General features: G+C 43.2%; 14 protein-coding genes. 11 read left to right on the forward strand and 3 right to left on the reverse strand.

Translation table 11 applies throughout. The annotated features are described in order from the left end of the window. The first annotated feature begins 54 nt into the window (after positions 1–54). From BW42_RS01550 to BW42_RS01570, 5 genes are all read left to right on the forward strand, one after another. Positions 55–1668, forward strand: coding sequence for an ABC transporter substrate-binding protein (locus BW42_RS01550; RefSeq protein ID WP_035406590.1), 1614 nt, complete (start codon positions 55–57; stop codon positions 1666–1668). Positions 1669–2001: 333 nt separating this feature from the next. Continuing rightward, positions 2002–2928 (forward strand): oligopeptide ABC transporter permease, encoded by a 927-nt coding sequence (gene opp3b / locus BW42_RS01555; RefSeq protein WP_035406592.1) that lies wholly within the window; start codon positions 2002–2004, stop codon positions 2926–2928. Continuing rightward, on the forward strand, positions 2928–3959 hold the full coding sequence (gene opp3C / locus BW42_RS01560) for an oligopeptide ABC transporter permease (RefSeq protein ID WP_035406596.1): 1032 nt from the start codon (positions 2928–2930) through the stop codon (positions 3957–3959). The genes opp3b and opp3C overlap by 1 nt, the downstream gene beginning before the upstream one ends. Positions 3960–3991: 32 nt before the next feature. Beyond that, positions 3992–5065: an ABC transporter ATP-binding protein gene (locus BW42_RS01565; RefSeq protein ID WP_035406599.1), complete on the forward strand. Its 1074-nt coding sequence runs from the start codon at positions 3992–3994 to the stop codon at positions 5063–5065. Further along, positions 5065–6018, forward strand: coding sequence for an ABC transporter ATP-binding protein (locus BW42_RS01570; protein ID WP_035406602.1), 954 nt, complete (start codon positions 5065–5067; stop codon positions 6016–6018). Before BW42_RS01565 ends, BW42_RS01570 begins: the two co-directional genes overlap by 1 nt. Positions 6019–6064: 46 nt before the next feature. Here BW42_RS01570 and BW42_RS01575 read toward each other — a convergent pair whose 3' ends face one another. Continuing rightward, the gene (locus BW42_RS01575; RefSeq protein WP_035406605.1) at positions 6065–6598 is read right to left on the reverse strand and encodes an HD domain-containing protein; all 534 of its coding nucleotides are present in this window, start codon (positions 6596–6598) and stop codon (positions 6065–6067) included. A 223-nt stretch (positions 6599–6821) separates the two neighbouring features. On the opposite strand from BW42_RS01575, the gene BW42_RS16385 reads away from it, so the two are divergent. The 3 genes from BW42_RS16385 to mecA all read left to right on the forward strand — a co-directional run bounded on the left by BW42_RS16385 (position 6822) and on the right by mecA (position 8328). After that, positions 6822–6959: a hypothetical protein gene (locus BW42_RS16385; RefSeq protein WP_023468890.1), complete on the forward strand. Its 138-nt coding sequence runs from the start codon at positions 6822–6824 to the stop codon at positions 6957–6959. 172 nt (positions 6960–7131) lie between these two features. Then, positions 7132–7530 carry a transcriptional regulator SpxA gene (spxA, locus tag BW42_RS01580; RefSeq protein WP_012370920.1) on the forward strand — a complete coding sequence of 133 codons (399 nt, stop codon included), beginning with the start codon at positions 7132–7134 and terminating at the stop codon, positions 7528–7530. Positions 7531–7701: 171 nt separating this feature from the next. Beyond that, positions 7702–8328, forward strand: a complete 627-nt coding sequence (gene mecA, locus BW42_RS01585) for an adaptor protein MecA (RefSeq protein WP_035406608.1) — start codon at positions 7702–7704, stop codon at positions 8326–8328. 62 nt (positions 8329–8390) lie between these two features. On the opposite strand, the gene BW42_RS01590 is transcribed toward mecA, so the two are convergent. Continuing rightward, positions 8391–9113, reverse strand: a complete 723-nt coding sequence (locus BW42_RS01590) for an SDR family NAD(P)-dependent oxidoreductase (RefSeq protein ID WP_035406611.1) — start codon at positions 9111–9113, stop codon at positions 8391–8393. 70 nt (positions 9114–9183) lie between these two features. Here BW42_RS01590 and cls point away from each other — a divergent pair, with 70 nt between their 5' ends. The 3 genes from cls (at position 9184) to pepF (ending at position 13531) form a co-directional block, all read left to right on the forward strand. Further along, on the forward strand, positions 9184–10695 hold the full coding sequence (cls, locus tag BW42_RS01595) for a cardiolipin synthase (RefSeq protein ID WP_035406614.1): 1512 nt from the start codon (positions 9184–9186) through the stop codon (positions 10693–10695). 18 nt (positions 10696–10713) lie between these two features. Beyond that, positions 10714–11664, forward strand: coding sequence for a competence protein CoiA family protein (locus tag BW42_RS01600; protein ID WP_035406616.1), 951 nt, complete (start codon positions 10714–10716; stop codon positions 11662–11664). 64 nt (positions 11665–11728) lie between these two features. After that, positions 11729–13531: an oligoendopeptidase F gene (gene pepF / locus BW42_RS01605; RefSeq protein ID WP_035406619.1), complete on the forward strand. Its 1803-nt coding sequence runs from the start codon at positions 11729–11731 to the stop codon at positions 13529–13531. 212 nt (positions 13532–13743) lie between these two features. Here pepF and BW42_RS01610 read toward each other — a convergent pair whose 3' ends face one another. Next, positions 13744–14535 carry a DsbA family protein gene (locus tag BW42_RS01610; RefSeq protein WP_035406622.1) on the reverse strand — a complete coding sequence of 264 codons (792 nt, stop codon included), beginning with the start codon at positions 14533–14535 and terminating at the stop codon, positions 13744–13746. Position 14536 lies beyond the last annotated feature (1 nt).

Raw genomic sequence — 14536 nt, forward strand, 5'->3', positions numbered from 1 at the left:
TTGATGTCATAGGCATTATGGCAACTTGGAAATTGAAAAGGAGATGACTTACCGATGAAGAAAAAAACAGTCGGTCTCGCTTTATCAGTCATGCTTGCAGGAAGCGCAGTGCTTGCTGGATGTTCGACAGGTGGCGGAGACAAAGATTCAGGTTCAACAGACGGCAAGAAAAATCTACGTTTGACGGACACTTCGGACATCACGACAGTGGACCCTGCGAAAGCTACGGATTCCGTCGCTTTCAACATGATCGGAAACACGATGGAAGGTCTTTATCGTTTAGACAAAGACGGAAAAGCGATTCCAGCACTTGCAGAAAAAACGGATATCTCAAGCGACAATTTGACGTATACGTTCACGCTTCGTGATTCGAAGTGGTCTGATGGTTCACCGGTCAAAGCACAGGATTTCGAATTTGCATGGAAACGTGCTGCTGATCCGAAAACTGGTTCTAGTTACTCATACATCTTTGACACGTTAAAAAACGGCGCTGATGTCACACAAGGTAAAAAGCCTGTTGATGAACTCGGTGTTAAAGCAATCGATGATAAAACGTTAGAAGTAAAACTCGAGCGTCCAGCTCCGTATTTCCTCTCACTGACATCGTTCGGTACGTATACACCAATCAGTGAAGACTTCTACAAGAAAAACGAGAAAGACTTCTCGCTCAAACCAGATAAATTGCTTTATAACGGTCCTTTCGTTTGGGAAACTTGGAAAACGGATTCAAAACGTGTTCTGAAAAAGAACGACAACTACTGGGATAAAGATGCCGTCAAACTCGACGAAGTCACAATCAGTGTCGTTAAGGATAATTCGACAGTCGCAAACCTGTATGATTCAAACGAAATCGATTACGCAGGTCTGACTTCGGAGCAAGTTGAAGCATACAAATCGAAACCTGAATTCAAGACAGCGCTTCGTTCTTCGATCGCTTACTTGAAATTCAATAACGAAGATGCAACGATGAAAGATGTAAATGCACGTAAAGCAATCGCTCGTGCGATTGATCCAAAAGGAATCACGGATACGCTTCTTGCGAACGGTTCGATTCCGACAACAAGCTTCATTCCAAAAGATTTCGTTAAAGATGCATCAGGCAAAGACTACACGAGCGACATCAACTGGTTCGATCGTGACGCGAAAGAAGCAGCAGATCTTTGGAAAAAAGCAAATGGCGATAAGAAAACGACGATTGAATTGCTTTCGTTTGATAACGAAGACGCTAAGAAAATCGGTGAGTACATGAAAGGTCAACTCGAGAAGAATCTTCCGAATGTCACTGTTTCGATCAAACAACAGCCGTTCAAGAATAAACTCGATCTTGAAACAAAAGGCGACTACCAAGTTTCTTACTCAGTTTGGGGTCCAGATTATCAAGATCCAATGTCTAACCTGTCCATCTTCGAATCAACGAACAGCCAAAATGACGTGAAGTACAAATCAGCTGCGTATGATAAATTATTAAACGCGGCAAACGATGAGTCAGACTTGACGAAGCGTTTAGATTTGTTCAAACAAGCTGAGGCGCAATTGATTGAAAAAGATCAAGCCATCGCACCAATCTATCAAGCGGGTTCTGCATACTTGAGCCGTCCGACGGTCAAAGATTTCAACCGTCAATTGTTCGGAGCAGATTTCCAATACAAATATGTTGATGTGAAGTAATCGAGAACGGGAGCGTCCCTAAGTCAGTTCGGGTGCGCTCCTGTTTTATACTACTTTGAATGAACGGAAACTCATTTTTAGCGGAAATGTGAAATTTTCGTAAAAAAATGGTTCTAATTACTTTGTTAGCAAAGTATAATGGAATCAAACGAAAAATTCTGACTATTGGACGACATTAAAAAAAGCGTCTGATCGAACATCGAATCAAAGCACAATTAAAAAGAATTTTAAATTTTTATAACAAAATTCTTGAATGTTCCGACAATTGTGGGTCATACTGATTTTATTGATGTTTCGAAAAAAACAGAAAATCTTTATAGGGGGTGCCATCTTATGGGCCGTTATTTAGCTCAACGCCTGGTTTACGGCGTACTGACGTTTTTACTCATCGCTTCGTTCACTTTCTTCCTGATGGATCTGCTACCAGGTTCACCATTCCAGAACCAGGAGAAACTTTCTCCTGAACAGTTGAATATCCTTCGGGATAAGTACAATTTGAATGATCCACTACCACAACGCTATGCAGCGTACATGGTTAACTTATTCCAAGGAGACCTTGGTGTATCGTTCAAATATGACAGCCGTCCAGTTACAGATTTAATTTCTGAACGAATTGGACCATCGGCTCAACTTGGAGTTCAAGCACTCGTACTTGGTGTACTCTTAGGTCTCGTACTTGGTGTAGTTGCTGCACTTCGTCACAACACAGTTGTCGACTACGGAGCAATGTTCATCTCGGTTCTCGGGATTTCAGTACCATCATTCGTATTCGCCTCACTCCTTCAGTATTATGTCGGCGTGAAATGGGGCGCTTTGCCAGTAGCGTTCTGGGAAAGTCCGGCGCATACGATTCTACCAACGATTTCGTTGTCTCTTGGGGTCACCGCCTCGATTGCCCGATTCGTAAGGACGGAAATGCTTGAGGTTACAGGTCAGGATTACGTCACGTTAGCTAAAGCAAAAGGCCTAGATGGTCAATCAATCACTTGGAAACACATGGTTCGGAATGCATTGATTCCTGCTATTACGATTCTTGGACCTATGACTGCTGCATTGATCACAGGTACATTTGTCATCGAAAAAATCTTTGCTGTACCTGGGCTTGGTGAGTTGTTCGTATCGTCAATCACACAAAATGACTATACAGTTATCATGGGTACGACGCTGTTCTTCTCGGCAATCTTCATTCTCATGATTTTAATCGTCGACTTGCTATACGGTGTCGTTGATCCACGGATTCGTTTGGGGGGTAGTAAATAATGGCTGAACAAAATTCAAATGCAAAAGCGGAACAGTTCGATTCATCATTGTTTCAACAAGTTGAGTTCAATGAACAAGCCGGTGAACGAATTGCCGGTAAAAGCTTAAACTTTTGGCAGGATGCTTGGATGCGCTTGCGTAAAAACAAAGCAGCGATCATTTCTCTTGTCTTGATCATCGTGATTGCCATCATGTCATTAGCGGGTCCTGCAATCTCTGGTAAAGATGCTTATACCCAAACAATCACTCAAGCTAAACTTCCACCTAAAGTAACAGGATTAGAGTGGGCTGGCTTTGATGGTATGGCAACACTTGGTGAGACACCAATCGATTTTTATAAACAAAAACAAGTAAAAGAAAATTATTGGTTTGGTACGGACCACCTTGGTCGTGATCTTTGGTCACGTGTCTGGGAAGGGACTAAAATTTCACTCTTCATCGGTTTGATGGCAGCGCTTATTGACGTTCTCGTCGGTGTCACATACGGTGGTATTTCAGCTTATTACGGCGGTCGCGTCGATAATATCATGCAACGGATCGCGGAAATCCTGACAGGGGTACCGAACTTAATCCTGATCATCCTCTTCATCTTGATTCTTGAACCAGGAATCACGACGATCATCCTCGCGATGACGATTACTGGTTGGATCGGGATGAGTCGACTCGTTCGTGGTCAGATCCTGAAACTAAAGAACCAAGAATTCGTTCTCGCAGCACGTACACTTGGTGCTTCTAGCGCACGTTTAGTCTTCAAACATTTGATTCCAAATACCTTGGGTACAATCATCATCTCGCTCATGTTCACGATTCCTGGGGCAATCTTCTTCGAAGCTTTCCTAAGCTTCATCGGTCTTGGACTTGCACCACCGCAACCGTCGCTTGGTACACTGATCAATGAAGGGTACAAAGAACTTAAGACGTTTCCTTTCTTGCTCGTCGTTCCATCGACAGTGCTCGTACTCCTCATGATCAGCTTCAACATGTTGGCAGATGGATTACGTGATGCGTTCGATCCACGTCTACGTCGCTAACAAATATTAGATTAGAGAGGAGCTCATCCAAAATGGAAACAATCTTGTCAGTCCGCGACCTGAATGTCGCTTTCCATACGTACGCCGGGACGGTTCAAGCCGTCCGCGGAGTATCGTTCGATTTAAAAAAAGGTGAAACACTCGCAATCGTTGGTGAGTCCGGTTCTGGTAAATCGGTTACTTCAAAAGCCATCATGCGTCTGATTCCAAATCCGCCAGGTGAAATCACAAAAGGTGAGATCTTATTCGAAGGTCGCGATTTGGTTAAGCTTTCCGATAAAGAAATGCAAAAAGTACGCGGTCGTGATATCGCAATGATCTTCCAAGATCCAATGACATCACTTAACCCGACAATGACGATCTACAAACAGATTGCCGAAGGTTTAAAACGTCACCAAGGATTGACAGGTGATGCTGCTAAAAAACGTACGCTTGAATTACTGACGCTTGTAGGGATTCCAAACCCAGAAGCACGTCTGAAACAATATCCACACCAATTGTCTGGTGGGATGCGTCAACGGATCGTCATCGCAATCGCACTTGCTTGTAATCCGAAAGTCTTGATTGCCGATGAGCCGACGACAGCACTCGATGTTACGATTCAAGCGCAAATCCTTGAGTTGTTGAAAGACATTCAACAAAAAACGGGTACAGCGATCATCTTCATCACGCACGATTTAGGCGTCGTAGCGAATATGGCCGATCGTGTAGCGGTCATGTATGCAGGTAAATTAATTGAGAAGGGTACAGTCGATGAGATTTTCTACGAGCCACGTCATCCATATACTTGGGGACTCCTTGGTTCAATGCCACGTCCATCGGATGACCGTTCACAAGATTTACCGGCGATTCCAGGAACACCACCTAACTTACTTCATCCACCAGTCGGTGACGCGTTTGCACCACGAAATAAATATGCAATGAAGATTGATTTTGAAAAAGAACCTCCTTTCTTCAAAATTACAGATACTCACGAAGCGGCGACATGGTTGCTCCATCCACAAGCACCGTATGTTGAGCCACCACTTGCAATTCGGGATCTGGCGTTGAAATACCGCCCAGATAGCGTATTCGCGAAATCGCTTCTGAAAGGCGGTCTGAAATAATGGAAAACCGTAATAAATTACTTGAAGTAAAAAACTTGAAGCAACACTTCAACATTGGACGCGGACGTGTCGTTAAAGCGGTTGATGGTTTATCATTCGATATCTATGAAGGCGAAGTACTTGGTCTTGTAGGTGAATCGGGTTGTGGTAAATCAACGACTGGTCGCTCAATCATCGGATTGTATGAGGCGACAGACGGCGAAGTCATGTTCAAAGGTGAAAACGTTCATGGTAAAAAGTCGCGTAAAGATAAACTGAAGTTCAACCGTGCGATGCAAATGATTTTCCAAGACCCTTATGCGTCACTTAACCCACGGATGACAGTCGGTGATATCATCGCTGAGGGAATTGATATTCATGGTCTAGCAAAGTCGAAAGACGAGCGGAATAACCGTGTGTACGATTTACTCGAAACAGTTGGTTTGACGAAAGAACATGCGAGCCGTTACCCACACGAGTTCTCGGGTGGTCAGCGTCAACGGATTGGAATCGCGCGTGCGCTTGCTGTAGAACCGGACTTCATCATCGCGGATGAGCCAATCTCGGCACTTGACGTATCGATTCAAGCGCAGGTCGTCAACTTGATGAAAAAACTGCAACGTGACCGTAGTTTGACTTACTTGTTCATCGCCCACGACTTATCGATGGTAAAATATATCTCGGATCGTATCGGTGTTATGTACCAAGGTCACCTCGTTGAACTATGTAGTGCGGATCGCTTATATGAGAATCCGGTCCATGCTTATACGAAATCGCTCTTGTCTGCGATTCCTCTTCCGGATCCAGAGCACGAGCGTACACGTAAGCGGATCGTTTATGATCGTCCGACGAGTGGACCTGTTGGTAAATCAGATGAAGATTCAAGCATTCCACCACTTCGTGAAATCGAACCAGGTCATTTTGTTTCGATGACGGATGCAGAACTGGAAGCATATCAAGCGCAACTCGTATAATTGTTTAAAACAAAAGGCATTTCCACGTTGATCGTGGAAATGCCTTTTAATTTTCTGATGCAATTCGTGGAAGATGCGCGAAGCGATGAACGACAGAATCAATCGCATCAAGACGGCGCATGGCTTCATCAAAATCGATTTTTTCATAGTGATGTAGTCCGCCTGGTTGTTCTTCTAGCGTATCCGCATCGTGCACAAGTTGTTGAAGTGGTGTCCGGTTGATTGCACCAGGTGGAAGATACGAATCCGTATGCAAGAGAACGGCAAGTGCGATTTCTTTGGCGCGTGCTGGTTCTTCACCAAGGCGAATCAAAAGTTTATGGGCGCGTTCAGCCCCTTTAATGGCATGAATATCATTTTGACGATAGAGATCATAGTTCCAAGTGCCATCGGTATACCATTCGTAATGCCCGATGTCATGGAGGAGTGCAGCTTTCGTAGCTGTATCCGCATCTAAACCTCGCTTCGTAGCGAGCGTCAGAGCGCGTTCAGCTACTGAAATCGCATGATTCAAGCCAGAACGGGATAAATATTTTTGAGCGATCGGATGATCGAGAATAGTGACGAGTGTTAATGACATGAATGAAAAACTCCTTCCTGAGCGTTGATATTTCTATACACTCTACAGAAAATTGAAAGAAATTGCAACTATTTTTCATTACTTAATCGACAATCTCACATATTTAATTGTTTAAAGTAGGAATAGATTTTTGATATACGTGGTATAATTACTAATGTAGAAGATGATTATTTTGCTTTCGTAGGTTGTTAGTTCTGTTTCGGACCGATTGGGGTGTCGGAATATGAAAGAACGTGACAAAAAGAAAAAGCTGAAGAAGCGCCTTTTGCGGGATATTTTAGAGAAAAAACTAAAAGAAATGAAACTTCCTAAAGCAAAAGAAACGATTTCTCAGCCATTTGATCACACGCCAGCTTGTTAAAGCCACGTGGTGGCTTTAACAAGCTTTTTTACGAAAAGTTCTTTCATCTTTATAAAAAAGCTAGGTTTTCTGCTTTATTAGATGTAAACTGTCAAGTAATAGAACCATCATCGATATCTATGTATTCACTTAGGTGTTAAATGATGTTAAATCAGGGGGAGGATGTTTTTCAATGGTAACACTCTATACTTCACCAAGTTGTACTTCTTGTCGGAAAGCACGCGCGTGGCTTGAAGAACATGAAATCCCGTTCGTAGAACGTAATATTTTTTCAGAACCATTATCGCTCGATGAAATCAAACAGATTCTTCGAATGACGGAAGATGGAACGGACGAGATTATCTCAACGCGTTCAAAAGTCTTCTCGAAACTCGATGTTTCCGTTGAAAACTTATCGTTGCAGCACCTATACGATTTAATTCAAGAATATCCTGGATTATTGCGTCGTCCGATTTTGATTGACGAAAAACGTCTTCAAGTAGGATATAACGAGGATGAAATCCGTCGATTCTTACCACGCAAGGTGCGTACATTCCAACTTTTGGAAGCACAGCGTCTTGTAAACGAGTAATTTTAAAAAGCACGCTGCTTCGTGAGCAGTGTGCTTTTTGTTACCGATAAAAAAGGTTAAAATAAAGATAACAAAGGAATAGAAATATATCCTTCGGATTCGAAAGTGTGAATCCAAGTCATGTCCTCGTTCGTATTCTAGATAAGGAACGAGAAGAAAGGAGTGGACAGATTGAAAATCGAACGCGTCAATGACAATACGGTCAAGTTCTTCATCACTTATACTGACATCGAACGCCGTGGTTTTGCCCGAGATGAGATTTGGTATAATCGGGAACGGGGAGAACAGTTATTCTGGCAGATGATGGACGAAGCGAATGAAAAAGAGTCCATCTCCTTCGAAGGTCCACTATGGATACAAGTGCAAGCTTTTGAAAAAGGTCTTGAAGTCACTGTAACGATCGCAAAAAATGCAGTCGATGGTGAGCAAGTCGATGAAGACGAACTCGATTCACTTTTACGATCAGCGATGTCTGAGACAGAAGATAAAGATACAGAATTAAGCCAGGATGTCTTATTCGAAACTCATGATTTCGAGCATATCATTGCGCTTAGTCAATATGCGAATGCTCCTGTCTTCGCAGAACTTGAAACAGCGCTTTACCAAAAGGATGGACTCTATCTACTACATGTTCATTTCGAAGATGATGTGAATGTAGAAGCACAAGAAAATGTCATGAGTTTAATTGCCGAATATCTTCATTTCAGCGAACAAACGATTCATCCTGTCGCTGAATATGGAAAACAAATCATTGCTTCAGACGTCTTTGCCTTTATTCGGAAATACTTTCCGAATTAAAGGAACTAAAAGTGCGAGTAAAAGGAGGATCACGAATCGTGATACCTCCTTTTATTCTGACATTAAGTGAGGGTATAACCACCGTCTACGATAAGGGCTTGCCCATTGATGTAACTCGCTTTATTCGAGAGTAAGAAACAAACGACTTCTGCGATTTCAGAAGGTTGTGCAGGTTCGCCACGAAGATGATGCTTCATCGCAAGATCAAACTTATCTTTCCCGCCATATAATGCGTGGCTCAATGATGTGTCGACCGGTCCCGGACAAATGGCATTAAAACGATACTTGCCATGGAAGCGGGCAGCGTATGTCTTTGTCAGTGTCAATAAAGCGCTCTTAGACGATGCATAGGGTAAGAGCATGGCGGGAAACTTGACGTGACCGACGATCGCGCTATTATTGACGATAGAGGCACCTTTTGAGAAACGTTTCGTCGCGAGCTGGATGATTCGTTCAGGGGCATGATAATTCACTTGGAACACTTCTTTTTGTTGATCGGAGATTCTCTCGGGTGCGACGGGTTTTCCAAATGTCCCTGCATTATTAAAAATCCCGTCGATTTCTGGAAAATCTTCGAGTGTTTCTTCAAAGAACCTGTCGATGGCAGAGGAATCAGTCAAGTCGACAGGGAAGAAATATAAACGTCCTTCTCCGCTAGATTCAAGAGAAGCTCCTTTGTCTTGATTACGACCAATGGCAAGAATGGTATGACCTTCTCGAATCAGTTGGAGGGCAGTTGCTTCTCCGATTCCACTTGTTGCACCAGTAATGATATACGTACCCATTTAAACGCTTCCTTTCTGTCATGAGTTCTTAACTACAATTTTTACAACATACATAAAAGGAGGGGGATTCATGCTACGACGTGTACAACTTCTCATGACCCTCATCTTGACCATCGGTTTAATCGCCTTTTTATCCTACTATTGGAGCGTCTATATGGTAGGCTGGCTGTCCATCGTCATCATTTTGGTCGTCATGAGCGTGTTCGTCATCATTTTGCTTGAAAATCGTAACCCAGAACGAACACTCGTCTGGGCACTTGTCATGATGGCACTACCTGTTGTCGGCGTGTTTGTTTATTTTACGTTTGGTCAGAACTACCGCCGGAAACGAATGTTTCGATTGAAAGCAATGCTTGATGAAGAGTCTTATATTAAATACCGTACCCAGTTTAAAACAGCAGTACACCAATCAGTGTTCCAAGAAGGACATTATGGAAAAGTTGTCACACTTATCGATTCGATCAGTCGACTTCCAATTTCGTATAATACACATACAAGAATTTTGACGAATGGTCAGGAGAAATTTCCGATTCTTTTAGAAGAGATTCGTCAAGCACAACATCATATTCATTTGGAATACTATATCGTACGGGATGACGAGCTCGCATTGCAGTTACAGGAAGTATTGATTGAAAAGGCACAACAAGGAATTGAAGTCCGTTTTCTTTATGATGCCGTCGGGTGTTTTTCGACAGATAAGCATTATTTCAAGAAGATGCAGGATGCAGGTGTTGAAGTTCGGGCATTTTTCCCTGTCGTATTACCGTTCATTTCGAGTAAGTCTAACTACCGAAATCATCGGAAGATCGTTGTCATTGATGGAACAGTTGCTTTTACGGGTGGAATTAACGTTGGGGACGAGTATATCGGTCGCGATCAGCATTTTGGATTTTGGCGTGATACGCATCTTCTTGTACGCGGAGAAGCTGTTTCTGAACTTCAATTGATTTTCCTCCAAGACTGGTACTATATGACGGGGGAACGCCTGTTTACACCGTTTTATATGGAACCACTGGAATATGTCGATGAAGCAACGGGAGGCGTTCAAATCATTGCCAGTGGACCTGATGAGCCACATGAGGCAATGAAGTCACTTTACTTCGGACTCATCACAGAAGCGCGTGAATCTGTTTACATTGCATCTCCATATTTAATACCAGATGAAGATTTGATGACAGCACTAAAGACAGCCGCTATGTCTGGAATTGATGTTCGTATTCTTCTGCCAAGCTTTCCGGATCATAAAATCGTATTTTATGCGAGTCGCTCTTACTTTGATGATTTACTCCAGGCTGGTGTGAAAATCTATGAGTATAACAAAGGATTCATGCATTCGAAAGTCATCGTCGTGGATGACGCCATCGCAACGATTGGAACAGCGAATATGGATTTACGGAGTTTTCATTTGAATTTCGAGGTAAATGCTTTTTTATACGGAACAAATTCGGTACATCAATTAACACGTGATTTTTATGAGGATTTTAGCCAGTCTACACAAGTTGATGCTGATTTGTTTCATCGTCGTCCATTACGCCGCCGTTTAGTTGAATCAATTTCACGCTTATTCTCACCGCTACTCTAGCAAAAGGGGACGATGCTGATGTTTGAAGCCATTGATGGGTCAGGTAAACGCATTCTGATTCATAGGTTTTCTGTCCATGAATTAAAAGCGATGTCCTTACATTGTCCGTATTGTCTGAAGCCATTGCGCGTCAGGCAGGGACGACGACCACATTTTGCACATATCTCAGCATGTTCAGGAGAAAGTAGCTTACATGTATCTTGGAAACGACGAATTGCAGATTCGTTGATGAATGCAGGCGTTCGCGTCGAGACCGAATGGACGATTGGACAGCGACGCTTCGACCTGTGGATTCCGGAAAAAGAGATTGGGATTGAAATTCAGCGTTCTCCGATGTCGGCAGATGAATGGATTAGACGAGCAAGACTTGATGCGAAACAAGGACAAACGGTTCGTTGGATTGGGTTTCATCCGTCACATGGTGTCACATTTCGTTTACAAGGATGGATGCGTCAAGCCTTCTTAGAAAATGAGTATTTGGACTTGATTGTTGACAATCAAATCCGACGGTTTCGACATCCGCTCCCTTTTGCGAAACATTATGTCTATTGTACCGTTCAATCCCTTTCATTATCCGACTTCCTTTCGACGGAACTTCCGTCATTTCCTCGGAAATTTTCAATGGCTCGATGGCAAGGAATCGTCTTGCGCTATCGACAGCGTCCTTTTTATCCTTCGTTACCTCCACGAATGCTTAAACTTCCATTATATGAGGCAGGGTTTCATCTTCTGAATCTGCCGTCATCGGTCTTTCTTCCGATCAGTCACTTATTATCGTATCCCGTTCATCCTTTTGAGTTTCAAATGGCAGTCTTTTTGCGTTTAAAAGGGGTTTATTCCTCTACTGCTTTAGAACAAGCCGTCTTTCATTTACTTCATCGATTGGATATCCCGTTTGAACGACCGATGATCGATTTACTTATCACGGAATGGTTAGAGCGGATCGAGGAGGCGAATCGGCTGTTTTAGCAGGAGCACTTCGATTGTTTGTCGAAAAGAAAACAGGTATAACTGAATTAAAGGAGTGAGGGAAATGGCAGAAGTATTAACACGTCAAGATGTTGACGTTTCAGAAACTTGGAATCTAGAATCGATTTATGCATCAAACGAAGCGTGGGAAGAAGAATTTGAATCGGTGAAAGCGATGCTTCCATTACTCGTCGAGTATAAGGGTCGTCTTGGACAAAGTGCGGATACGCTCTATGAAGGGTTACAGTTACGAGACGAAGTCTCAAGACGTCTTTATAAGCTCTATACATACGCGCACATGCGTTACGACGAAAATACAGCGGATAGCTTCTATCAAGCCATGAACGACCGTGCTCGGACGCTTGCGTCACAAATCGGAGCCACACTTGCTTTCATGACACCGGAATTGTTAGCTGTACCTGAAACAACGATAGAAGCGTATCTTAATGAGAATGCAGACCTTGCGATGTACCGTCATGCATTTGATGAGTTGAACCAAGAACGCGAGCATGTGTTGACGGAAGCGGAAGAAGCGATTCTAGCGAAGGCGGGAGAAGTTCTCGGTCAATCCGGTACGACATTCGGTATGCTGAATAATGCAGATTTGACATTCCCGAAAATTAAGGGGGAAGACGGGGAAGAGACAGAATTGACACATGGTCGTTTCATCACATTCCTTGAATCATCTGATCGTTCGGTGCGTGAAGCCGCATTTAAAGCGATGTACGGAACGTATGCGAAATACACGAATACGCTCGCCTCAACTCTTGCTGGGTCAGTTAAGAAAGACAACTTCTATGCAGATGTTCGGAAGTTTCCTTCTGCACGCGCGGCAGCCTTACATGGTAATGCAATCCCTGAATCCGTTTATGATGGGTTGGTTGAAGCGGTGCATGAGCACTTACCATTGCTTCATCGCTATGTTGCCTTACGTAAACGGGTCCTCGGTCTTGATGAGTTACACATGTACGATATGTATACCCCCCTCGTTTCTGAGGTCGAGATGAAGGTCTCTTATGAAGAAGCGAAACAATTGATGGTCGAAGGGCTCGCGCCGCTTGGAGCAGAATATAAACATATTCTCGAAGAAGGGTTGTCTGAGCGCTGGGTTGATGTCCGGGAAACACGTGGTAAACGGAGTGGGGCATACTCTTCTGGTGCTTACGATACACAACCATTCATTTTGATGAACTGGCAAGATAACATCAATAATCTCTTTACGCTCGCACATGAATTCGGACATTCGGTTCATAGCTACTACACGCGGAAATCTCAACCATATCCATATGGCGATTATTCAATCTTCGTCGCTGAAGTCGCTTCAACGACAAATGAAGCGTTGTTAAACGACTATCTATTGAAGAAAGTGACGGATCGTAAAGAAAAACTTTATCTATTAAACAATCAACTTGAAACATTCCGCGGTACATTGTTCCGACAAACGATGTTCGCTGAGTTCGAACATGCGATTCATGATGCGGCGCGTCTTGGACAATCGTTGACACCAGAATTCTTGACGTCAACGTATTATGCCTTGAATCAAAAATACTTCGGAGAAGAGATTGTATTAGATGAAGAGATTGGTTTGGAGTGGGCTCGGATTCCACACTTCTATTACAATTACTATGTCTATCAGTATGCAACAGGCATTTCGGCGGCGGCTGCTTTGACGGATCAAATCCTAGAAGAAGGACAACCGGCTGTAGAACGTTACATCAATAATTTCTTAAAAGCGGGATCAAGCGATTATCCAATCGAAGTACTAAAAGCTGCTGGTGTTGATATGACAACAAAAGCACCAGTTGAAGCAGCACTTCGTCAATTTGAACGTGTCCTAGATGAATTCGAAGCGTTATTAGCAGAGTGACATCTTTGTGACAAAGTGAACAAAGTGTGGAAAAGAAAAAAGACTCACGGTATACTTATATTGTGAAGAGGGTCACATTCCCCAGTCGATTCTCTTTTTCCCCCATCCAATGGTCAAAAGAAGAAGTCCTTCTCGTCATGAAGGACTTCTTCTTTTTCTATGAGTGAATACCAAAAAAGGACAGTGAAGCTTGCTCCACTGTCCTTTTTGTATTAAGCATGTGCTGAATCTTTTAAATGACGCCATACTTTTCCATCACAGTACGATAGAGAAGCACATTTCTGTTGTAAGACCAGTTTTTTTAGTTCGTGTTCAACCTGGGATTCAGGAGCGTCATAAATAAAGGCGATTTCAGCCGTAGTTGCTGTTTCATACCGTCTCAAGAATTGTTCAAGTGGTGGCTTCGATTGTTTTTCAATCGTATGATCTAGCAGTTCACTTAAGATCGAAACATAGACCAAATACTCATAAGGTCCTTCTGCCTTAATGGCTTCCTCATCTCCAACGAAAGCGAGTGTCGGAAGAATTCGGACATCCCATTCCGTGACCAGTTCAGTCTCTTTCTCGAGCATTTGCTGAATCGTGTCCGACGAGACATCACGGTGGAATTCATCTAAATCCAGACCATACTCTGTCAATGCTTCGGCTAACCGCATCAATGATGGACGGCTGTAAGCACTCTCACCTTCGACATTATGAAGCATCCGAAGGCGTCGCATGAACCGCATACCAAACGTTTTTCCTTGAAGCTCGATTGCTTTTAGGATGACGAGTGGTGACATATCGCACGCGGAACGTGAAGGAGCACAAGGAATCGTAGCAATCGTGCGGAGACGGAACAGATGACCATATTCTAGCTCTAATTTCTTGAGAACGGGTATCAACCGTAAACCATCCGTTTGTGTCACATCTAAAAAATGATAGATTTCCAGAGGTTTCGTCGGTTGTTGAATCGATGGTTCGTCCAATGAACAATAAGATCCGTTACATTGTGCGTGTTCCATC

The sequence above is a fragment of the Exiguobacterium sp. RIT341 genome, assembly GCF_000632205.1.
In the GTDB taxonomy this organism is placed as follows: domain Bacteria; phylum Bacillota; class Bacilli; order Exiguobacteriales; family Exiguobacteriaceae; genus Exiguobacterium_A.